The sequence below is a fragment of the Amycolatopsis lurida genome, assembly GCF_900105055.1.
Lineage (GTDB): Bacteria > Actinomycetota > Actinomycetes > Mycobacteriales > Pseudonocardiaceae > Amycolatopsis > Amycolatopsis lurida.
This window is the reverse complement of record NZ_FNTA01000004.1, coordinates 469124-492089: the sequence shown is the minus strand read 5'-3', so window position 1 is coordinate 492089 and position 22966 is coordinate 469124. Positions and strand designations below refer to the sequence as shown.

General features: G+C 68.1%; 18 protein-coding genes and 1 pseudogene. 16 read left to right on the top strand and 3 right to left on the bottom strand.

The genetic code is table 11. The features are described from left to right. Positions 1-94 precede the first annotated feature (94 nt). Positions 95-964 carry an alpha/beta fold hydrolase gene (locus tag BLW75_RS07400; protein WP_241783330.1) on the bottom strand — a complete coding sequence of 290 codons (870 nt, stop codon included), beginning with the start codon at positions 962-964 and terminating at the stop codon, positions 95-97. Between the two features lie 67 nt (positions 965-1031). Here BLW75_RS07400 and BLW75_RS07395 point away from each other — a divergent pair, with 67 nt between their 5' ends. The 14 genes and pseudogenes from BLW75_RS07395 to BLW75_RS07330 all read left to right on the top strand — a co-directional run bounded on the left by BLW75_RS07395 (position 1032) and on the right by BLW75_RS07330 (position 18325). After that, complete coding sequence (locus BLW75_RS07395) at positions 1032-1925, top strand: HpcH/HpaI aldolase/citrate lyase family protein (RefSeq protein WP_034307093.1); 894 nt, start codon at positions 1032-1034, stop codon at positions 1923-1925. A 37-nt stretch (positions 1926-1962) separates the two neighbouring features. Continuing rightward, positions 1963-2424, top strand: a complete 462-nt coding sequence (locus BLW75_RS07390) for a MaoC family dehydratase (RefSeq protein WP_034307090.1) — start codon at positions 1963-1965, stop codon at positions 2422-2424. 2 nt (positions 2425-2426) lie between these two features. After that, positions 2427-4337, top strand: coding sequence for an AMP-binding protein (locus BLW75_RS07385; RefSeq protein ID WP_034307088.1), 1911 nt, complete (start codon positions 2427-2429; stop codon positions 4335-4337). A gap of 10 nt (positions 4338-4347) precedes the next feature. After that, a complete protein-coding gene (locus BLW75_RS07380; protein WP_034307086.1) occupies positions 4348-5508 on the top strand; it encodes an acyl-CoA dehydrogenase family protein in 1161 nt (386 codons plus the stop codon). 30 nt (positions 5509-5538) lie between these two features. Beyond that, positions 5539-6027: pseudogene (locus BLW75_RS07375) on the top strand (nitroreductase family protein); the annotation flags it as partial. A 130-nt stretch (positions 6028-6157) separates the two neighbouring features. Further along, a complete protein-coding gene (locus BLW75_RS43430; protein WP_143055303.1) occupies positions 6158-7261 on the top strand; it encodes a LuxR C-terminal-related transcriptional regulator in 1104 nt (367 codons plus the stop codon). Positions 7262-7550: 289 nt separating this feature from the next. Next, the gene (locus tag BLW75_RS07365; protein WP_034307083.1) at positions 7551-8978 is read left to right on the top strand and encodes an MmgE/PrpD family protein; all 1428 of its coding nucleotides are present in this window, start codon (positions 7551-7553) and stop codon (positions 8976-8978) included. 17 nt (positions 8979-8995) lie between these two features. Then, complete coding sequence (locus BLW75_RS07360) at positions 8996-10006, top strand: ABC transporter permease (protein ID WP_091597041.1); 1011 nt, start codon at positions 8996-8998, stop codon at positions 10004-10006. Between the two features lie 14 nt (positions 10007-10020). Further along, complete coding sequence (locus BLW75_RS07355; RefSeq protein WP_143055302.1) at positions 10021-11094, top strand: sugar ABC transporter substrate-binding protein; 1074 nt, start codon at positions 10021-10023, stop codon at positions 11092-11094. A 12-nt stretch (positions 11095-11106) separates the two neighbouring features. Continuing rightward, entirely contained in the window at positions 11107-13287 is a 2181-nt protein-coding gene (locus BLW75_RS07350; protein WP_091597038.1) for an ABC transporter permease, read from the top strand. Next, entirely contained in the window at positions 13284-14324 is a 1041-nt protein-coding gene (locus BLW75_RS43425; RefSeq protein WP_034307075.1) for a hypothetical protein, read from the top strand. The genes BLW75_RS07350 and BLW75_RS43425 overlap by 4 nt, the downstream gene beginning before the upstream one ends. Beyond that, positions 14321-15808 carry a sugar ABC transporter ATP-binding protein gene (locus BLW75_RS07340; RefSeq protein WP_034307074.1) on the top strand — a complete coding sequence of 496 codons (1488 nt, stop codon included), beginning with the start codon at positions 14321-14323 and terminating at the stop codon, positions 15806-15808. The genes BLW75_RS43425 and BLW75_RS07340 overlap by 4 nt, the downstream gene beginning before the upstream one ends. 25 nt (positions 15809-15833) lie before the next feature. Further along, positions 15834-16883, top strand: a complete 1050-nt coding sequence (locus BLW75_RS07335) for a zinc-dependent alcohol dehydrogenase family protein (RefSeq protein WP_034307072.1) — start codon at positions 15834-15836, stop codon at positions 16881-16883. A 17-nt stretch (positions 16884-16900) separates the two neighbouring features. Then, positions 16901-18325, top strand: coding sequence for an aldehyde dehydrogenase (locus tag BLW75_RS07330; RefSeq protein WP_034307070.1), 1425 nt, complete (start codon positions 16901-16903; stop codon positions 18323-18325). A 79-nt stretch (positions 18326-18404) separates the two neighbouring features. On the opposite strand, the gene BLW75_RS07325 is transcribed toward BLW75_RS07330, so the two are convergent. Further along, complete coding sequence (locus tag BLW75_RS07325) at positions 18405-19784, bottom strand: MmgE/PrpD family protein (RefSeq protein ID WP_034307068.1); 1380 nt, start codon at positions 19782-19784, stop codon at positions 18405-18407. 12 nt (positions 19785-19796) lie between these two features. After that, the gene (locus BLW75_RS07320) at positions 19797-21251 is read right to left on the bottom strand and encodes an aldehyde dehydrogenase (protein WP_034307066.1); all 1455 of its coding nucleotides are present in this window, start codon (positions 21249-21251) and stop codon (positions 19797-19799) included. Between the two features lie 88 nt (positions 21252-21339). On the opposite strand from BLW75_RS07320, the gene BLW75_RS07315 reads away from it, so the two are divergent. Continuing rightward, entirely contained in the window at positions 21340-22515 is a 1176-nt protein-coding gene (locus BLW75_RS07315; RefSeq protein ID WP_034307065.1) for a CaiB/BaiF CoA transferase family protein, read from the top strand. 86 nt (positions 22516-22601) lie between these two features. Beyond that, a complete protein-coding gene (locus tag BLW75_RS07310) occupies positions 22602-22964 on the top strand; it encodes a nuclear transport factor 2-like protein (RefSeq protein ID WP_091597035.1) in 363 nt (120 codons plus the stop codon). The last annotated feature ends 2 nt before the right edge of the window (positions 22965-22966 follow it).

The window sequence follows — 22966 nt, the reverse complement described above, 5'->3', positions numbered from 1 at the left end:
AGGAAACTCGACCTTCACGCCTTCGTCAGTACGTGAAGGACCCCTTCCTTGCGCCTAGGTACAGGAAGGGGTCCTTCACGTACTTCTCCTGGCATCAGGCAACGTCGTGAGTCAGGAAATCTCGCAGGTGCGTGGTGAAGACGGCGTTGTCGTCGCCGGTGATCATGTGCCCGGCGGTGACCGCGATCTCGCGCGCGGTGGGGACGAGGTCAAGAAACTCCGCCGCCGACTCGGCTGTCACGATGTCCGAGTGCAGGCCGCGCACGAGCAGGGTCGGTATCGCGATCGCGCGCGCGGCGCGCCCGAGTCGTTCGGGGGAGTAGTACCCCGCGTCGGCGGTGGAGCCGAGGAACCGGGGATCCCAATGCCAATACCAGCGCCCGTCCTCACCCCGGCGCAGGTTGCGCTTGAGGCCGTCGAGGCTGCGGGGACGTGGTCGTTCCGGCCGGTAGGCGGAAATGGCGTCAGCGGCTTCTTCGAGAGTGGCGAACCCGTGCGGCGCACCGGTCATGAATCGTTTGACGCGGGACTGTCCGGAGGGCCCGGTGCGGTGGGTGATGTCGACCAGCACGAGTCCGGCCAGGGTGCCGGGGCGTTCACCTTCGGCGGCGAGGGCGGTGCGCCCGCCCAGCGACGCACCGACCACCACGGGCTTCGTGCCCAGTTGGGCCACGATCGCGTAGAGGTCGGCGGTGAAGTCGTCGAGGGTGTACCGGCCGCCCGGTGACCATTCGCTGTCGCCGTGGCCGCGAGTGTCGATCGTCCAGGCCTGCCAGCCTTCCGCGGCGAGAGCGCGCGCGGTGCGGTTCCAGGAGTGACGGGTCTGGCCGCCGCCGTGCAGCAACAGCACGGTGCCGCGATCTGAGCCGGGCCGTTCCCAGCGGTCGCCACTGAGCCGGAGGCCGTGTGCCCCGCGGAAGGTGGTCGTCTCTTGGAGCATTTCGGTCGCCTCTCGCCTCGACACGGTCCGTAGTATATATTTTATATTTAACGACGGCGAACAGCTTCGAGGAAGTCAAGGGAGACGCACGATGAAACCGTATCGCTCGATGCTCTTCGTTCCCGGCCACAAGGCGGCCTGGGCGGACAAGGGCATCGCCTCGGGGGCGGACGCCTTGATCCTCGACCTCGAGGACTCGGTCCCGGCCGCGGAGAAGGATCAGGCTCGCGCGACTGTCGCCGGCACGATCGACCGGCTGACCGCGGACGGAGTGCGTCCCGACCTGTGGGTACGCGCCAATCCCGAGGTGAGCGGCCTGCTGAGCGCCGACCTCGAAGCGGTCGTCCGCCCCGGCCTGGCGGGCTTGTTCCTCGCGAAGGTGTTCACCGCGCGAGAGATCGTCCGCCTCGACGGAGTCCTGACCCATCTGGAGCAACGGGACGAGCTCGAACCGGGTTCGGTGAAGCTGATCCTGAGCTTCGAGACGGCGACGTCGATGGCGCACTGCGAGGAGATCGCCGCCGCCAGCCCGCGGGTGGCGTCGTTGCTGGGTGCCACGGGGCCGAACGCCGACGTCGGGCGTGAACTCGGGTTCGAATTCACCCCGGCCGGACTGGAGACGCTCTACCTGCGCAGCCGGCTGGTGCTCGCGGCCCGGTCGAACGGCCTCCATCACCCGGTGGCCGGGGTATGGCAGGACATCAAGGACCTGGACGGCTGCCGCCGGTTCTGTCTGGACAACCGCGGCCTCGGGTACCGGGGCCTGGTCGCGATCCACCCGTCCCACGTTGCGGTGGCGAACGAGGTGTTCGCGCCGTCGCCGGAGCAGGTCGAGCAGTCCCGCCGGATGATCGCGGCGTTCCGTGAGGCGGAGGCCGCGGGCAGTGCGGCGGTCGACTTCGAAGGGCAGCACATCGACATCGCGCACGTGAAGACGGCCGAAGGCGTCATCGAGCTGGCGGACGCCTTGTCGATTCACGCGTGACTCATCACATATATAATATTTTTGAAAGGATCGTCTGATGGCAGGCCTGTACTTCGAGGAGTTCGAACCCGGGATGGTCATCGACCACCCGACCCGCCGCACCGTCACCGAGGCGGACAACACCCTGTTCAGCGTCATGACACTGAACCTCGCGCCACTGCACCTGGACGCCGAGTACAGCAAGAACTCGATCTACGGCCAGCGTCTGGTCAACAGCCTGTTCATCCTGGGACTGGTGTCCGGGGTGACGGTGCCGGAGACGACGCAGGGGACCACACTCGGCAACCTCGGGTTCGAGCAGATCAAGTTCCCCAAGCCGGTCTTCCACGGCGACACCATCCACGTGCGCACCGAGATCGTCAGCAAGCGCGAGTCGAAGAGCCGCGACGATTCCGGCATCGTGATGTTCCGGCACTTCGGGCTCAACCAGCGCGACGAGATCGTCTGTGACGCGCTGCGCGCCGGGCTCATGATGAAGCGCCCCGTGAAGCAGGACTGATCATGCCTGACATCGCTTGGGTCCCGGACGACGCGGTCCGGGAACGCAGCCGCCTGCTGGCCGCGCTGCGCCGATGGGGCTTCGCCGGAGTGGACGACTTGAACCGCCGGGCCATCGCGGACCCCGAATGGTTCTGGCGTGAAGTCGTCGACGACCTCGGTGTCGAGTTCGCCGAACCGTTCATCCGGGTGCTGGACGAGTCCGAGGGCAAGCCGTTCCCGCGGTGGTTCCCCGGCGGCCGGATCAACGTCGCGACCTTGGCCGCCCACCGCCACTCGCGGTCGGAGAAGCTCGCCGTGATCTACGAAGGCGACTCGGGGCAGCGCCGGACGCTGACCTTCGCCGGACTGGACGACCAGGTGCGGCGGTTCGCCGCGAACCTGGCCGCGCTCGGAGTGTCCCGTGGTGATCGCGTCGTGCTCTTCATGCCCGTCGTCCCGGAAGCCGCGGTCGCGTTCCTGGCGATCGCGATGCTCGGCGCGGTGTCGGTCCCGGCGTTCAGCGGCTACGCGGCCGACGCGCTGGCCACCCGGCTCCAGGACTCCGAAGCCGTCGCGCTGATCACCGCCGACGGCACCACCCGGCGTGGCAAGGAGATCGGGCTCAAGGCCACCGCCGACGCCGCGGTCGCCGACGCGCCGTCCGTCCGCGCGGTCGTCGTCCTCCGGCATCTGGGCACCGACGTGCCGATGAAGGCCGGCCGCGACGTCTACTACGACGAACTCGACGCCGATCCCGAGCCGGTCGAGACCGCGGCGACGGAGTCGAACGACCCGCTCACCATCGTCTACACCTCCGGGACCACGGGGCGGCCCAAGGGCATCGTGCACTCGCACGGCGGGTTCGCGGTCAAGACCGCCACCGACTTCGCTTACGGCTTCGACGTGCACGCCGACGACGTGGTCTGCTGGATCACCGACCTCGGCTGGCTGGTCGGCCCCATGCTGATCGCCGGACCGCTGCAACTCGGCGCGACGATCGTCATGATCGAGGGTCTGCCCACTCATCCGACTGCGGACCGGCTGTGGGAGGTCGTCGAGCGTAACGGTGTGACCGTGCAGGGCATCGCTCCGACGGCGGCTCGTGCCCTGCGGTCCGCGGACGAGCGGCCCGCGCACGCCCTGTCGACGCTGAGGTCCTTCGTCTCCACCGGCGAAGCGTGGGACGAGCCGACGTGGTGGTGGTTGTTCGAGCAGGTCGGGGAGCGGCGTATCCCGATCGTCAACTACAGCGGCGGCACCGAGGTCGGTGGCGGCATCCTGATCGGCTATCCGTTCCTGCCCGCCGCGCCGGCGGCGTTCACCGGGCCACTGCCCGGCGTTGACGCGGCCGTGCTCGACGACGACGGGAAACCGATCGTGGGCGCGATCGGCGAACTGGCGGTCCGCAACACCTTCCCGGGGATGACGCACGCGTTCTGGCAGGACCGGGAGCGCTACCTCGACGCCTACTGGGCTCGGTTCGACGACGTCTGGGTCCATGGTGACCTGGCGAGTGTTGACGATGAGGGTTCGTGGGTGATCCACGGCCGCTCCGACGACACGCTGAAACTGGCGGGTCGCCGGGTCGGCCCGGCCGAGATCGAGGCCGCGCTTCTGAAGGACCGGCGGATCGCGGAGGTCGCGGTTATCGGCGCCCCCGACGAACGCCGTGGCCAGCGCGCGGTGGCCTTCGTCGTGCTCCGGCGCCAGGACGTCGACCTCGACGACCTGCGGGCCACGGCACTGGCGAACGCGGGCAGGTCGTTCGCCCCGGCCGTGTACGTCGTGAAGACGTTGCCCAAGACCAAGAACGGCAAGATCATGCGCCGCGCGATCCGGTCGAGGTTCACCGGCACACCGGTCGGCGATCTGTCCTCTTTGGACCCGGCGACGCCGTTGGAAGACATCCCCGTCCTCGCGGACGAAGACTAGGAGAGCAGCAATGGCGGAAGCCGAAAACACTGTCGAGATCGTCCGGACGGCCACCCGGGAACTGGCCCGGAAGTTTGACAACGACTACTGGCTGGACAAGGACCGCAAGCACGAATACCCGTGGGACTTCATCAAGGCGTTCGCCGCGGGCGGCTGGCTCGGCGCGATGATCCCGGAGGAGTACGGCGGCATCGGCCTCGGCCTCCGTGAGGCGGCCGTGATGATGAACGAGATCTCGTCCTCGGGTGCGGGGATGAGCGGCGGCTCGGCCATCCACTTCTACGTCTTCCCGCCCGCACCGGTCGTCAAGTACGGCTCGGAGGAGATGAAGCGCGAGTTCCTGCCCCGGCTGGCCTCCGGCGAACTGCTGATGGCGTTCGGCGTCACCGAGCCCGACGCCGGTGTCGACACCTCGCGGATCAAGACCAAGGCCGTGAAGGTGAACGGTGGCTGGAAGGTCAACGGCCAGAAGGTATTCATCACCAACGCGCAGAACGCGCAGAAGATCCTCCTACTGGCGCGGACGTCCCCCCGTCGCGACGACAAACCGCTCTGGGGGATGTCGCTGTTCCTCGCGGACATGGATCGTGAGCACATCGCGGTGCGGGAGATCGACAAGCTGGGCCGTGCCGCCATCGACACCAACGAGCTGTTCATCGACGACCTCTTCGTGCCCGAAGACCGGCTGGTCGGCGAGATCGACAAGGGGTTCTACTACCTGCTCGACGGCTTGAACCCCGAGCGCATCGTGGTGGGCATGGAAGGCATCGGTCTCGGCCGAGCCGCCCTGGAGCTCGCCTCGGAGTACGCGAAGAACCGGGTGGTGTTCGACCGGCCGATCGGGCAGAACCAGGCGGTCGCCCACCCGCTGGCCGACTCGTGGATCCGGCTGGAAGCGGCCGAAGGCATGGCGATGCGCGCGGCGGAGCTGTTCGACGAGGGGAAGCCGTGCGGGCCGGAGGCCGCCGCCGCGAAGTACCTCGGCGCGGAGGCCGGTTTCGAGGCGTGTGACCGTGCGTTCTCGACCCTCGGCGGTTACGCGTATGCCAGGGAGTACCACATCGAACGCCTGTGGCGGGAGGTCCGCTTGCTGCGCAACGCGCCGTTCTCGCAGGAGATGGTGCGGAACTACATCTCGCAGCAGGTGCTCGGCTTGCCGCGTTCGTACTGAGCTCCACCTCTTGGCCACCAGCTTCCGGAAGCCCACTGCGGTCAGCTCTGGCAGGTCCACATGACGAGGGGCGAGACGACCCGGCGGTTCGCGAAGAGTCTGACCGAGCATGCCGAGACCCACGCGGAAGCACCGGATCTCGACATGTCGAGTGGCTACCACGGCGTCGACCGCGATCGCCGTCGCGCCGCCGGGTACGCCCTCTACGCCAGCCTAGGCATCTCGAAGGAGGATCGGGACGCCCGCGTGGCGCAGCGGTTGAAGAACTTCGACTTCTTCGGCGCACCGCATGTGGCGATCGTGACCACGGACCGCGAGCAGGGCGCCTACGGTGCGATCGACTGCGGCGGCTACGTGACGAACCTGCTCCTGGCGGCCCAGTCCCTCGGCGTCGCGACGATTCCCCAGGCGGCGGTGCCATGCACTCCGGTCACGTCCGCGAGTACTTGGGTCTCCCGGACGACCGCCTGGTCGTCTGCGCTGTTTCGTTCGGGTACGCGGACACAGGGCATCCGGTGAACCGGTTCCGGACTGAGCGCGCGGCGGTGGACGACACCGTGTTCGTGGTGGGGACTGAGGTCGTCCTCCGGGTTGACCGTCTGGCGAGCACAATTTATATTGTGTATTTCCGGTTGTCGTGGAGTGAGCAATGACGCTCGAACGTTTTCGCAGGTCGCCTGGCGGTGCTGTGCTCGATGGAGGCCTCGGTACCCGGCTCGAACAGCTGGCCGCCGACGTCGGCACCGTGCTCGACCGGGAGTTCATCCCGCCGCGGGGTCCAGCGGGTAACGCGGCGAACGCGCTGCGCTCGCTGTCGGCCATGTGGGACGCCGTGCTCGCCGAGACGATGCGCTCGGCTGGGCCGGAGGTATCGCCGGAGCGGCGGCGACGATTGACCGAGTTGCTCGCCCGCATCCGTTCAGCGGAATCGGCGGTCACGGACTTCCGGCTCGCCGCCGGCGCCGGTCTGCTTGACCGGGTGCGCGGCGCGCTGGCCGAGATCCGCGACGTCACCGGTGTCGAAGAACTGCTCACCTGCGCCCCCGAGGCATGCTGTGGTCTCGGCTTCGACCGCGCTCTGGTGTCGCGTGTGGAGGATTCGGTCTGGAAGCTGCACACCATGTGCATCATCCGCGATCCACGGATGGCCGAAGAGATGGTCGCGGCGGGGCAGGCGAATCCGCCCCGGCTCGACGGCACGCTCGTCGAGACCGACGTCGTCTCGCAGGCGAAGCCGGGGCTGGTGTACGACGTGCAGAACAATCCCCGCGTCGCGCGGGACCTGGTCCGGATCTCCGGCTGTAGCTCCTACGGCATCGCGCCACTGACGGTCCAGGGGCAGGTGGTCGGTCTGGTCCACGGCGACTGCTATCACCAGCGCCGCGACGTCGACGCGACCGATCGCGCGATGCTCAACCTCTTCGCAGAGGGGCTCAGTCAGATCCTCGCGCGGGTGACCATTCTGGATGGACTGTCCACAGTGGCCGCTGGAATCGAGCGGCTCGTCGCGCCGGGCGGTCGTCCACCGGTGCGGGTGCCTGAGATCGCGGCGGAGGACTTCGGGCTGACCCAGCGCGAGACCGAGATCGTCCGGTTGCTCGCGGCGGGTGCGTCGAACCAGCAGATCTCCGGGCGACTCTTCATATCCGAGGGGACCGTGAAGTCCCACGTCACCCATATTCTGCGCAAGCTCGGTGCCGCCAACCGGGCCGAAGCGGTCTCACGCTGGCTTCGCCGGACCAGCGCGAACTGAGCGGGCTTTTGGGTGGGCAAGGCGGTGTTGTGAAAGCCACTTTCATAACCTTCAACGTTGCGAAAGTGGCTTTCGCAACCCTTCCCAGGCCTGCAGCAGAAGCGGGGTGCGCACTCGGCGTGAACGGCGGCGCATCCTAAGAAACACGCGAGCAGCTGTCCAGCCGAAACCGGGAAATCTGTCGCCGGTAATAAAAGAACTCCGACCGGCGACAGATGTGACCTGGTCCGTTCGGCGGCCACACTGACTCCCGCAACGTGGCACAGATCACCGAGGGAGCGCGCAGAAGATGCCGACGATCATCGAGCAACTCGCGGAATTCGCGGCAGATACCGAGGTTCGGAATTTGCCGGACGAGGTGGTGAGCGAGTCCCAGCGTATCCTGCTCGACTCGCTCGGCTGCGCTGTCGCCTCCCTCGACGACGAAGGCGCTCAACGCGGCGTCGGCTACGGCCGGTACCTCGGTGGTACCGAGGGGCCCGCGTCGATCTTGGGCACGGGGACCACGACCTCCGTGCCGGGTGCGGCCTTCGCCAACGCGGAACTGATCAACGCCCTCGACCAGGACGCCGTCCTGCCGCCTGGTCACGTGACGCCGTACGTCCTGCCCGGAGCGCTGGCGACGGCGGAATCGTTGCAGGGCAGCGGGGAGAAGCTCCTGACCGCGATCGCGGTCGCGCACGAGATGTCCTTCCGCATCGGCAAGGCGACTGACTACCTGCGCGACATCAAGGACGGTGTCGTCACCATCCCCGACGTCATCGGCTACAGCAGCACGCTGTTCGGCGCGGCCGCCGCGATCGGTGTGGTCAAGGGATTCTCCCGCGAGACCCTGGCCGACGCGCTCGGGATCATGGGGTCCACGGCCCCCACGAACACCCAGCGGGCGTGGATGATGCACGCGCCGTCGACGACGATCAAGTACCAGCTCGCCGGCGGGATGGCTCTGTCGGCGGTCACCGCGGCGAATCTCGCCGAACTCGGGCACACCGGCGACCAGGAGATGCTCGACGACCGCGAGTACGGCTTCCCGCGCTTCATCGGCACCTCTCGGTGGGAGCCGGCGCCCATCACGGCAGGCCTGGGTACGGAATGGACCTTCACACCGTTCCAGTCCTTCAAGCCGTACCCGCATTGCCGCGTGATGCACGCGTTGTTCGACGCGCTCACCGAGATCGTCGAGACCCACGACATCCGTCCGGACGAGATCGACGCCATCGACGCGTGGGGCGAGAGCTTCGTGCTGCAGCCGGTGTGGGTCAACGAGGACATCCGCAATCCGCGTGACGCCCAATTCGGCATGACGCACGGCTTGGCGATGGCCGCGCACCGGATCCCGCCGGGCAAGGACTGGCAGACACCGGAAGCGGTGCTCGACCCGTCCGTGCTCGACCTGACCAAGAAGGCAACCTTCCGGGAACATCCGGACTACACCGCCGCCCTGCGCGGCGACCCGGCGGCGCGGCGATCCCGCGTCGAGGTGCAAGCCCGCGGCACCACCTTCACCGGCGAACGCGCCTATCCGAAGGGCAGTCCTTCGCCCGACCCGGCGACGTTCATGACCGACGGCGAACTGATCGCCAAGTTCCGGCACAACGTCGAGGACGTCCTGACCGACGCCGACGCGGACGCCGTCATCGAAGCCGTCTTCGACCTGCGGAACGTCGAGGACGTCACCGAGTTCACGAAACGGCTCCGCCCGGTCCTTCCCTCCTGACCGAATACGGGTTCTCCATGACTACTGTGGCAACGAAGCCACGCGGGTCGCTTCGCGCGCGCCTGGGTGGCTACGACCAGACCTATCCGGTCCTCGCGATCACCGTCCTGCTGGCGCTGGCCGGCGGCCTGACCACGGCGAACTTCCTGAGTACCGGGAACTTCGCCAGCATCCTGAACCTGTCGGCGGCGTTCGGCATCCTGGCCATCGGCCAGGCGATCGTGATCCTCGGCAAGGGACTCGATCTGTCCGTGGCGGGCATCGGCCTCGGCTGTGCCCAGGCGACGCTGGCGTTCATCGACAGGGGCATGCCGGAATGGCAGGCGATCGCCCTGATGACCGCGCTGGCGCTGGCGATCGGCCTGGTCAACGGTATCCTCGTCGCCCTCTTCGAGGTACCCGCGCTGTTCGTGACGCTCGCGACCGGCATGCTCGCCATCGGCGGGATCGACATCCTGTTCCTCACCGAGAACGTCTACGGCGTGCCGCCCGCGTCGTTCCTGGCCGAACTCAGTGGTGCTTCGGTGTTCGGGGTGCCCCGGCCGGTGCTCATCGCGGGCGCCGTGTTCCTGATCGCGTGGCTGTTCGTCGCCTACACCACGCCCGGGCGGCTGACCCGCGCGATGGGGGACAACTTCGCGACGGCACGGTCGACCGGCGCCCCGGTCCGGCCGCTGCAGATCCTCACCTACGTGCTTTCCGCGTTGCTCGCCGCGCTCGCCGGCTATGTCACGGTCTCCCTGCAGGGGAGCGTGCAGACCACGGTCACGTCCTTCGCCCCGATCCTGTTCACCGCGCTGACGGTGGTCGTGATCGGCGGGGTGTCGCTGTCCGGTGGCCGCGGAACCATCCTTGGCGTCCTCGCGGGCGCCCTCTTCGTCGGCGTGCTCAACAACCTGTTGGTACTGCACGGGTTGAGCACCGCGGTGCAGGACTTGATCCGGGGCGGCGTGCTCGCCGCCGCCATCGCGTTCGACGCGTGGCTGCATCCGCGCAACGACGAAACCGAGAAATCCGGCGAACTGTGAACGGGAACGGAACCATGAAACTCACCAAGAAGATCCTCGCCCTCACGCTGGCCGCGGTGACGGCCACTGGCGTCGCGAGCTGCTCCGTCGACAGCGGCTCGCCGGAAGCCAAGTCCGGCAACGGCAACCAGGCGTTCGGGTCCACTGTGGAACTGATGCCCGCGCGACAGAAGGCGCTCGACACGATGAAGGGCAAGAAGATCGCCTTCGTGCCGATCCTCTTCAAGGGCTACCAGCTCACGGAGAACTGGGGCACGACGATGCAGCGCACCTTCGACAAACTCGGCGCCGAGTTCAAGGTGTACGACTCGAACTTCAGCAGCGACCGGATGATCAGCACCATCAACGACCTGATCGCCCGCAAGGCCGCCGACGTCCTCGTGCTGCAGAACCAGGATCTCGGCCTGCTCGACAACGCCATCGACCGCGCGCAGAAGGCCGGTATCTACACGGTGGTGCTCAACATGATGTCCGCTCGCCTCGGTGACGCCTTCGTCGGTGTCGACGTCTACGGCGCGGCACAGTCGATCGCCAAGCGCGCGATGTCCGATTGCGACGGTCGCAACGCGCCCAAGACGATCTCGATCATCGACGGCCCCGGCAACGACCCGGCGTCGATCCTGTGGAACCAGGGGATCAAGGACGTCGTGGAACCGGCGGGCTACAAGGTCCTCGTCGCCCACTCGCAGTTCCAGAACGCCCAGGCGCAGGCGGCCGCCGAATCCGTGCTCCAGCAGCAACAGGGCAAACTCTGCGGCTTCATGGTCACCTTCGACCTCAACTCGATCACCGTCGGGCAGACGGTCAAGGCCGCCGAATCGCGCGGCCAGGTGCAGCCCGGCTCGGTCGGCGTCTACACCCTCGACGCGGACAGCAACTGGTGCGCCGCCCTGAAACAAGGCCTGGTGACCGCCTCGGCAGCCTACGACGTCCAGGGCATCGGCGCGGCGGGCGCGGTCGCGGCGCAGAACCTGATCATGAACGGCGCGCAGCCCGGCAGCACGCACTCGGTGGCCTACGTGTCGGACACGATCGTCGACAAGACCAACATCGACAAGACCACCATCGCCTGCTACGAGAGCCAGTAGGGACGAGCACCGATGACGACTTCGTCTCGCGGGTTCTCCCCGCTGCGGCGCGGGCTCGACGCCTTCGGCATGACCGGCGGCCGGCCCACCGAAAGGATCGCGCGGTTCCGCACGATCTCCGACCTGTTCGAGAAACGGTGGATGGAAGGCGCCGTCCCGCTGGTACTGGCGCTCGCACTGTGCCTGTACGTCTTGATGACCACGAACGTCGGGGCCGACAACGCGCCGCTGGTGCTGGACGAGATGGCCGAGTTCGGCCTGCTGGCGATCGGCCTGACGGTCGTCCTGGTGGGCGGCGGCATCGATCTGTCGGTCGGCTCCATGGTCGGGGTCTGCGCGCTCGGCGCGCTGGTCGCCGACCGGGTGTGGCTGTGGCCGACGGCCGTGGTCGTCCCGGCGGCGATCGTGACCGGCGCCCTGCTCGGGGCGGTCAACGGGCTCTTCATCGCGATCCTGCGGATGCGCCCGTTCATCACCACCCTGGTCACGCTGATCGCCTTCGGCGGCGCCGCTTCGGTCCTGCAGAACGCGAACAGCACCCGGATCGGGATCGCCAAGGACTCCCTGGTGTGGGACTTCCTGAGCAACGGCCGGATCATCGGTGTCCCGGCCGCCTGGTTCCTCTTCGCGGTGGTGCTGCTCGTCGTGCATCTCGTGCTGACCCGCTCCCGCTGGGGCTGGTGGGTCACCGCGACCGGCTCGGACCGGCGTTCGGCACGGCGCAACGGCATCCCGGTCACCGCGGTGACCTTCTGGACATACGTGCTCTCCGGCGCGTTGGCCGGCACGGCGGCGATCCTGACCTCGGCGCGGCTGGCTCGGACCGACCCGAACGTGGGACACGGGTGGGAGATCATCGTGCTCACGGCCGTCGTCCTCGGCGGGGTGAGCATCCAGGGCGGGCGCGGTTCGGTGTTGCGGGCGACCGTCGGGGTCGCGGTGGTGGCGATCATCCAGCAGGCGACCGTCGCCGACGGGGCGCAGGGGTCGTTCTACACCGTCGTGCTCGCGGCCGTGCTCGCCGTGTTCACCATCCTGGACCTGAAATGGGGCAAGTACCGGCAGCGCGCGGTCGAGAAGCTGAAGATCGACCCCGCCCGGCTCTCGCTCGGTCCGCTTCTCGACGTCACCGAACCGGGCACCGTCTGGTCACCGAACCGGCGGCTCACCGACGCGCCGCCGGTCGGGCTCGGGAAGATCCGCGGCGCCGAGGACTGCGCCGTCGACGCCGAGGGCAACGTGTACTGCGGTGACCAGCGTGGCTGGGTGTGGCGCTTCCGCGGGCTGGAGGACACCGAAGGCGAGGTCTTCTCCCGCACCGGTGGCTTCCCCTGCGGACACGTCTGGGACGCCGAGGGCAGGCTCGTCGTCGCGGTCGGTGGCATGGGGATCTACCGCATCGGTCCGGACGGCGAACCGGAACTGGTCGCCAACCAGGTCAAACGCAGCCCGCTGTCGCTGATCGACGATTCGGGCCTGCGCGCGATCGACGACCTCGACATCGCGCCCGACGGGTCGATCTACGCCTCGGACTTCTCCACCCGGACCAACACCGCGGACTTCCTGCTCGAACTGGTCGAGTTCCGGCCCAACGGGCGGATCGTGCGGGTGAAACCGGACGGGACCACCGAGGTGGTCGTGTCGAACTACGTGTTCCCCAACGGGGTCTGCACCTCCCACGACGGCGAGTCGATCCTCATCGCCAGCACCGGCCTGTGCCGCGTGGATCGGCTGTGGATCTCCGGCCCCAAGGAGGGCCGGCTCGAACCGGTGCTGGAGAACCTGCCCGGCTACCCGGACAACATCAACCGCTCCTCGGACGGCAACTACTGGATGCCGCTGTGCGCCATGCGGACCCAGATGTCGGACCTGCTCGGCCGGTACCCGTCGGTCCGGCGGCGGATGACCCGCGAGGTCTCCGTCGACAACTGGGTGGTGCCACAGCTGAACGTGTCGTGCGCGATCAAGTTCAGCGACAGCGGGGAGATCCTCGCGGTGCTGTGGGACGAGACGATGGAGAACTATCCGATGGTCACCGCGGTCAAGGAACGCGACGGGTATCTATACCTGTGCGGCGTCAGCAACAACCGAATCGGGCGGCTGCCGCTGGACCCGGCCGAGATCGGCGGCATCGATCCGTCGGCCGTGCCCGGTACGGCGGGCGCGCGCCAGGTCTCGGAGGTGGCCCGATGAGCCTTTCCACGCTCAAGGAACTGATCAATCCGAACTGGGCCAGGCGCCGTGGTGTGCCGCCCATGGACACCGGGCTGCGGCCGAATCTCCGGCTCGACGAAGCGGCTGAACTGCTGCCGTCCGGTGACTTCGAGCCGGACGACGTCGTGGTCACCGGCGCCGGTGAGGTGGTGTTCAGCAGCGGGAACCTGGTTCTCGCTCTGCGCGGCGATGACGTGGTGCGCGTCGCGGAGGTGGGCGGCCGCGTCGCCGCCCTCGCCGCCCGCGGCGACGAGACCCTCGCCGCGGTGGACGGCGTCGGGATCGTCTCGGCCGGCACTGCGGAAGAGGTGTGCACCGCCGCACCGGTCAAATCCGGCGTGACCGATCTGACCGTGGCACCGGACGGTTCGCTGCTCGTCACCGTCGGATCGACGGCGGAGCGGGAATGGGCCCGTGCGCTGGTCACCGGCGACCGGTCGGGGTCGATCGTGCGGGTGGACGGTCCGAGCGCCGAGGTGGTGGCCGAGGGTTTGGCCTGGCCGTCGGGGATCGAGGCATCGGACGAAGAGGTGCTCGTGTCGCTCAGTCTCGAGCACCGCGTCGAGACGCGATCGCCGGACGCGCTGGGCAGGCCTGGGCAGGCGTTGATCGCGAATCTGCCCGTCTATCCCGGGCGCGTGTCCGGCCGGTGGTTCGCCGCGCCGTACATCCGCAACCGGGTCACGGAGATGCTCCTCGACGAGCCCGAAGTGCTCGCCGAGATGACCGGGACGATCAGTCCGGCGGAGTGGTTCGTGCCCCGTCTGCGCGGCGGGAGCCCGTTCACGGAAACCATGCAGATGGGCCAACTGCGCGTACTCGGCGTGGTGAAGAGCTGGGCGCCGGCCCGATCCTGCGGCCTCGTGTTCCGGGTGGACGGTGCGGGCCGGGTGGCCGAAAGCGCCCACGCCCGCGTCGACAGCTCGCGACACGGCGTCACCGGTGTGGCCGTGCGCGACGGCCGCGTGCTCGCGGCGGCGCGTGGCTACGGCAATCTCCTGGAGGTGCGAGCGTGACACCCGTGATCCGGCTGACCGGCGTCAGCAAGCGTTATGGCGGGACCTACGCCCTCGACGGCGTCGACTTCGACGTGGAGCCTGGAGAGATCCACGCGTTGCTGGGGGAGAACGGTGCCGGCAAGTCCACGATGGTCAAGATCATCTCCGGCGCGGTCGCGCACGACTCCGGCACGCTGGAGATCGACGGGCACAGGCGGTCCTTCACCACCCCGCGCGAGTCGGTCGAGGCCGGGGTGGCGATGGTCTACCAAGAGGGCTCGCTCGTCGAGTCGATGACGGTGGCGCAGAACCTGTTCATGGGCGACGAGAAGGTGTTCAACAACCTCGGGCGGCTCAACGTCGTCGCCCGTGAACTGCTGGAATCGCACAACTTCCACATCCGGCCCGACGTTCCGGCCGGGGCGCTCGGCATCGGCCAGAAGCAGATGGTCGAGATCGCGCGGGCGGTCCACCGGAACGCGAAACTCGTCATCCTCGACGAGCCGACGTCCTCGGTCACGCCCGAGGAACGGCTCCAGCTGTTCCTGTCCATGCAGCGGCTGAAGCGCCGCGGGATCGGCGTCATCTTCATCACGCACATGCTCGACGAGGCGTTCGAGCAGGCGGACCGCATCACGGTGCTGCGGGACGGCGTCGCGCAGGGAACCCTTGCACGCCCCGAATTCACCCGGGAACGCGTGGTCAAGATGATGGTCGGCCGCACCGTCGAGATGGGCCGCGTGGCGCCCGGCCGCGCGCCGGAACCCGTCCCGGCGCTGCAGGTGGAGGACGTCACGCTGTTGCCCGTGGTGCGCAACATGGCGTTCTCGGCGTACGCGGGCGAGATCGTCGGCATCTACGGGCTGGTCGGCGCCGGCCGCAGCGAGACCGCGATGATCGTCAGCGGTGTCATGAAACGGCGACGGCTGCGCGGCGGAACGGTGCGGCTGAACGGGAAACCGGTCCGCTTCCGCACACCTCGCCACGCCCGCAAGGCCGGGATCGTGTACATCACCGAAGACCGCAAGGCTTCGGGGTTCTTCAGCCATCTCACGATCGCGGACAACATCTACTTCGGGCACCTGTGCAGCGCGCCGCGCCGGCCGTTCTTCTACCGCCCTGGTGACCGCAAGTCGGTCGCGAAACGGTTCGTCGAACGCTTCCAGGTGCGCACCCTGCAACCCGGCAAGGCGACCGTCGAAGAACTGAGCGGTGGCAACCAGCAGAAGGTCGTGCTGGCCAAGGGGCTGACCCGCAAACCGCTCGTCGCGATCATCGACGAACCCACGCGTGGCGTGGACCTCGGCACCATTCCCGAGATCCACGCGATGATCCGCGCACTCGCCGACGACGGCGTCGCGGTCGTGGTCATCTCGTCCTACCTCCCGGAGATCCAGGCGCTGTCCGACCGCGTGCTCGTGGCGCGGGCGGGCAGCATCGCCGCCGAGTTCTCCCCGGAGGAAGCGGACGAGGAGAGCCTGATGTTCGCCGCCGTGCACTGACCCCTTCTATCGCAAGGAAAAGAACATGCGTGGAGTTGTTTTCAAGGGCGACCGGGTCGTCGAGATCCAAATTTTCGACGACCCCGCTCCGGGCCGCGACGAAGTGGTGCTGGAGATGAAGGCGTCCGGGATGTGCGGGAGCGATCTGCACTTCTATCGGGCACCGGCAGGGCAGGCGCTGGCCGCGTTCGGAATGAGCGGTGACGACGCCGGCATCATCGGCGGACACGAACCCTGCGGTGTGGTCGCCGCCGTGGGCGCGGACGTCGACCCCCGCGCGGTCCGCGTGGGCGACCGGATGATGGTCCACCACTACGACGGCTGCGGGTTCTGCGACCAGTGCCGCACCGGCTGGCCGCAACTGTGCGAACGCGGGAACGTCATTTACGGCGCGACCGCGCACGGCGGACACGCCGACTTCCTCACCGTGCCCGCCCGCACCCTCGTCCCGCTGCCGGACGAACTGAGTTTCGCCGCCGGCGCGGCGATTTCGTGCGGGACCGGCACGGCCTTCGGCGCGCTGACCCGGCTGAGTGTCGGTGCCGGCGACTCGATCGCCGTGTTCGGCCAGGGCCCGGTCGGCCAGTCCGCGGTGCAGCTCGCCGCCGCGATGGGCGCCAGGGTGATCGCGGTCGACATCGAGCGGGCACGGGTCGAGCGGGCGACAGAGTTCGGGGCCGCGGAGACCGTCGACTCGAGCGCCACTGATCCTGTCGAAGCCATCCGGGACCTCACCGGTGGCAAGGGCGTGACGAAGGCCCTCGACTGCTCCGGAGCCCCGCCCGCACGAGCCGCCGCGGTGAAGTCGGCGGCCAAGTGGGGCACGGTCGCCTTCGTCGGCGAGGGCTCGAACGTCACCCTCGACGTCAGCCCGGATCTGATCCGCAAACAGTTGACCGTGCTCGGCTCGTACACCTTTTCCCTGGTCGGGCAGGCCGACTGCGCCCGGTTCATCGCGGCGCACGGCGTCGAGGTCGACCGCGTTTTCACCGACCGGTGGCGGCTCGACGACGCGGTCAAGGCCTACGAAGCCTTCGACCGGCAGACCGGCGGCAAAGCCGTCATCGAGTTCTGAAGATCCCTGGAGTCCCCATGACGAACCATTTCATTGACGGCAGACTCACCCCCGCGCACTCTGCTGATCGCATCCAGGTCACGAACCCGGCGACCGAAGAGGCGTTCGCGTCCATTGTGGACGGCGATGCCACCGACGTCGACACCGCTGTCGGAGCGGCGACGGCGGCGGGGGAGCAGTGGGCGGCCCGGACGCCCGCCGAGCGGGCCGGATATCTACGCGCGATCGCGGACGCCTTCGAAGCCCGGTCCGAGGAGATCTCGGAGCTGGTCACCCGGCAGAATGGCACGCCGATCAGCATCACCCGCGCGATGCAGAGCCAAGTCCCCGTGACCTATCGGTATTTCGCCTCGCTGGCAGAGAAACTCGAGACGGAGAGCCATGTCGAGACCGCGAGCGGGGACGCCGTCGTCCGCCGGGAACCCGTCGGAGTGGTCGGCGCGATCACTCCCTGGAACGGACCACAGCCGCTGATCGCGTGGAAACTCGGCCCCGCGCTGGCCGCGGGCTGCACCGCGGTGATCAAACCCGCGCCGGAGACCTCGCTGGACGCGTTCGTGTTCGCCGAGATCCTGACCGCCGCGGGGATCCCGGACGGCGTCGTCAACATCGTCACCGGCGGGCGTGAAACCGGTGCCGCCCTGGTCGAGCATCCCGGCGTGCACAAGGTCGCGTTCACCGGATCGACGGTCGCGGGCAAGGCGATCGCCGTCGAATGCGCGAAGCAGCTGAAGCACGTCACCCTCGAACTCGGCGGCAAGTCCGCCGGGATCCTGCTCGACGACGTCGACCTCGACGCCTTCCGGCCGCTGGTGATGTCAGCGTGCGCGCCGAACACCGGGCAAACGTGCCGGGCGCTGACCAGGGTGCTCGCACCCGCGTCACGGTACGAGGAGATCGTCGAAATGCTCAGCGCGACGATGAGCGCCATCCCGCAGGGGGATCCGACGGACCCCGGGAACTTCTTCGGGCCGCTGGTGAACGCGGCGCAGCGTGACCGCGTCGAGTCCTACATCGCCCTCGGGCTTTCCGAAGGCGCCGAGCTCGTCCTCGGCGGTGGGCGACCCGAGGGGCTCGACCGCGGCTACTACGTCGAGCCGACGATCTTCCGCGGCGTCACGAACGACATGCGGATCGCGCGGGAGGAGATTTTCGGGCCGGTGCTGGTGGTGATGCCCTACGAGACCGTCGACGAGGCCGTCGCCATCGCGAATGACTCGGATTACGGGCTGGGTGGAGGTGTGTTCTCGCCGGATGTCGACCGGGCGACGGAGGTGGCCCGCCGGATCGTGAGTGGCAGCGTCGGCGTGAACACGTCGACACTGCCCATCGAGACGCCGTTCGGCGGCGTGAAGCAGAGCGGGATCGGCCGCGAACTGGGGCCGCAGAGCGTGGACGCGTACCTGGAGTACAAGACGATCTTCCGTGCTCCCCGCAATTAGTCACCTACTTGCGATGGGGTCTCTCCCTCGGGCCAAACCGGGGGAGAGACCCCATCGCAACTAGATGACGAATTGCGCGTCAGGCCCTCAGCAAGGCAGCGAAGTCGGCGACCGGCTGGTCGGGGTCCAGCGTCTGGATCGCCTTCAGCAGCGTTTCGCTCCGCTCGGTGCCCATAGTGGACACGGTCACGTCGCGGAACTTCGCGTCCAGATCCTCTTGCGACATCGGGTTCTCCGCCGTGCCGGCGGGATTGTCGACGAACACGTGCTCGCTGGTGCCGTCCCGATAGGTGACGGCGATGTCGCCGACCCAGCGACCCGGATACGCCCGGTCCAGCTCCGGCTTGACCTCGATCTTGACCCGACGCGCCATCGCGGCGATGTCGCTGTCCTCACCGAGGTCGAGCCGCCCGGCCAGATAGTCGTGATGAGTCGTGAAGCCGTTGCCGTGGCCAAGAACCGACAACGCGAACTGGAACGGCAGGCTGTATTGCAGATGTTCGATAATCTTCGGTGCGTAGGCGTTCGCGTTCTGATTGCCGATGATGACGTCGCCCCCGGTCTGGATGCCGAGGAGCACCGACTCGATCTCCGAGGCGCGCGAGCTGATCCGACGCGCTCCGTCGATGTAGGCGTGGTTGATCCCGCAGCAGCAGTACGGCTTGATCCACACCCGCGTGATCTCGAACGGGCGGTCCAGGTCGAACGCGGTGGTGTCGGTGACCTCGCGCCCAGCGAAGGTGCGATAGAAGCCCTTGCGGCCGCCGAGGAAGGTCGTCGGGCCGGTGATGCCGGCCGCGGCCAGCTCCGCGGCACGGATGCCGTTGCGGGTCCCGATACCGGAGTGCGCGCGTTTGATCGATCCGCCGGACGACGTGTACTCCGTCGTGCCCGAGGCGTGGCTCAGCGCGATCGAGAGCGCGTGCACCGTGGTCTCGACGTCGAACCCGCGCAGTTTGGCCGCCACCGCGGCGGCACCGAAGTTCGACAGCAAGCCGTGCGGGTGGAAGCCGCGCTCCAGCAGTTCCGGTGCGGCCAGGACGCCGATGCGGGTGTACACCTCGTATCCGGCGACGACGGCGGTGACCACCTCGCCCAGGGTGGCGCCCAGTTCTTCACCGACGGCGAGCGCCGCGGAGACGACACAACTCCCGGGATGGGACGAGCTCGCGCGGTGCGCGTCGTCGTACTCGAAGCCGTGCCCGAACGTCGCGTTGACGAAGGCGGCGTCGGCGGCGCCCATCGCGTCCCCGGTCGCGGTCACATGCGCGGTGCCCGGCACGTGCGCGGTGCGGGTGACGTCGAGGATCGCCTGGCTCCACGGGAGAGCCGTACTGCCGACCTGCAGTCCGAGCTGGTCCTGCAGGAGACGCCGGGCACCGGCGAGCGCGTCCGCCGGGATCCGGTCGTAGGTGAGTCCGGTGACGAACCGCGCCGCCGCTGTTTCGAGTTCTCCCATGCTTGCCGCCTTTCAGTGGGGGAGGCCGTAGGACTTCAGCTCGACGTACGCGTCGAACCCTTCGAGACCCGCCTCGCGGCCGATGCCGCTGTTCTTGAAACCGCCGATGGGCGCGGTGAAGCCCACCGGATTGCCGTTGACCTCCACGGTCCCGGTCCGGATCCGTCGCGCGACCGACAACGCGCGTTCGGGGTCGGCGGCGAACACCGAGCCGTTGAGGCCGTACTCCGAGTTGTTGGCGATGGCGACCGCTTCGGCCTCGGTGTCGAAGGTGTGCACTGTGAGCACCGGCCCGAAGATCTCCTCCTGCGCGATCTTCGCGTCCGGGTCGACGTCGGCGAAGACCGTCGGCGCGACGTACCAGCCACGGCCTTCGGGACGATCGCCGCTCACGAGGACGGGCGCGCCCGACGCCTTGCCCTCGGCGATGTAACCCTCGACGCGGGTCCGCTGGGCAGCGCTCACCATGGGACCCACCTCGGTGGCCGGGTCGAGCGGGTCGCCCACCGGCATCGAGGAGATCAGCTGGACGAGCCGGTCGTGCAGCTCGTCCCGCCGCGAGCGGGCCACCACGATGCGCGTCTTGTTGCTGCACACCTGACCGCTGTTGCGCAGCGAAACCGCGCGGACGGCGCCGATCGCGGCGTCGAGATCGGCGTCCTCCAGCAGGACGGCGGCCGATTTGCCGCCCAGTTCGAGCGTCACCCGCCGCAGGTCCTGGCCGCACAAGGCGGCGATCCGGCGGCCCGCCGCCGTGGACCCGGTGAAGGACACCTTGTCCACGCCGCGATGCCGAACGAGATGTTCACTGACTTCCCGCTGTGCCGGGACGATGTTCACCACCCCGGCGGGCAGTCCCGCCCGTCCCAGGAGGTGGCCGAGCAGATACGCGTCGAGCGGTGTCTCCGGCGACGGTTTGACGACCATGGTGCAGCCGGCGAGCAGGGCCGGGGCGAGTTTGATCATGGTGATCAGCAGCGGCGCGTTCCAGGGGACGATCGCCGCGACGACGCCGACGGGCTCGCGGGTGACGAGGGCGTGCCCGGTGGCGGACCGCCGGGTGTCCGACCACGGGTACGTGGACGCCAGGTCGAGGAACGAGTCCAGCAGCAGACGCGGGCCCATCGCCTGCATCTTGGTCGACAGCGTGATCGGGCACCCCATTTCGGTGCTCACCAGGTGAGCGGCCTCTGTCTCATGCGCGGCGAGTTCCGCACTGAGCTTGCGGAGAACGGCGATGCGGTCGTCGAGCGGCAGCCGGGGCCAAGGACCGTTGTCGAAAGCCTCGCGTGCTGCCGCCACGGCGGCGTCGACGTCCGCCTCGACGCCCTCCGGAACCTGCGCCACCGTCTGCTCGGTCGCGGGGGAGACCACCTCGATGACCCGATCGGACACGGGCGCCACCCACCGGCCGCCGATGAACAACTTGTCGTACTGGCCTTGCCAAAGTTCGGTCGGCGCACTCATCGCGTTCGGCTCCTTTGTCGTTCGCTGCCTTGACCGACCTTACCGTAGATTATATAAAATATGTAGAATTCTCCGGAAGGCAGGAAGCATGCAGCACAAGCCGCTCGACGGCATCCGGATCCTCGAAATCGGCGGCTACATCGCGCTTCCGTTCGGGACCTCGATGCTCTGCGCGCTCGGCGCCGAGGTGGTCAAGGTGGAACGCCCCGGTTCCGGTGAGGACTTCCGCCGCCACCAGAACGACCGCAGCCCGTATTTCCGTCAGTACAACACCGGCAAACGCAGTCTGGCGGTCGATCTCAAATCGGCCGACGGCGTCGCCGTGGTGAAAGCGCTCGTTCCGCGTTTCGACGTCGTGCTCGAGAACCTCCGGCCCGGAAAGGTCGCCGCGATGGGCTTGGGACCCGACGACTGCCGGGCCCTGCGCCCGGACGTCATCTACGGCTCCGTCACGGGTTTCGGCACCTCCGGGCCGCTGGCGAACCGGCCGGCCTACGACACGATCGGCCATGCCTTCGGCGGCCTCTACTCGTTGTTCAGCGACGGCGACCATCCGCAACTCGCCGGCGGGCTGAGCGCCGACCTGGTCACCGGACTCAGCACGGCGACCGGTGTGCTGGCCGCGCTGGTGGGCAGGCTCAAGACCGGGCAGCCGCAGCGGATGGAGACCTCCATCATGGAGGCGGTGAGCGTCCTCATCACCGACGGCGTCACCCAGGCCTTCGAGCTCGGCCACGATCCCAGCCGCACGAGCCGTCACCCGCAGGCGCAGAACTTCTGTGTGCCGACGTCGACCGGTGAGTATCTGGCCGTGCACCTGTCGTCGTCGCAGAAGTTCTGGACCTCGCTGTGCAGGGCGATGGACCGGATGGATCTCACGGAGGATTCGCGCTTCGCCGAGTACCGGGCCCGCGAGGCGAACTACTTCGAGCTGGTGCCCATCGTCGAAGCGGAGTTCGCGGCCAAACCGAAGAAGCACTGGGAACAGGTCCTCACCGACCACGACGTCCCGTTCGCCCCGGTGCTGTCGATGAACGGCTACCTCGACCACGAACAGGTCAAGCATCTGGATCTCGTGGAACGCCAGGACGACGGTCTCGCGCTTCTCCGTCCACCGTGGACGTTCGACGGCGAACGCCCGGACCGCCCCGGTCGTGCGCCGAAGGTCGGTGCCGACACCCGCGCGGTGGCTGGTGAAGTGCTCACTGCGAAAGAGATTGAGGAATTGATCACGGCCGGAGTGCTGTACGCGGACGAGTCCTGAGTGTCCAGATTCTTGGACAGTAAGCGCCGTCTTGGCTCCCTATCGTCGGAGCAGATCCCCGTGACCCCAGGAAAGTGAGGACGACGATGTCCGAAGCCACCAAGGAAGAACTCGCACAGGGCTGGCTCAAGGCCCTGACCGATGTCGATCACTTCTACGAGATCTGCGCGCCGGACTGCCGGGTGTGGCACAGCGCCGACGACAAGTGGATGTCGCTCAAGGCGGCCATCGACGCGGTGCACGACCGCGGCGGCCTCCCCGAGTTCACGAACTCGCGCGTGACGATCACCGAGAAGGGGTTCTTCGCCCAGACCTCGGGTGTGCTCAAGCCGCAGGGGGAGGACGGGCCCGAGGTCAAGGTCCACCTCATCCAGATCGCGACCGTGGAAGGCGGCAAGGTCGTCCAGGCCGAGGAGTACATCGGCCCCGAGACGGACCTCGCGGTCTGAAA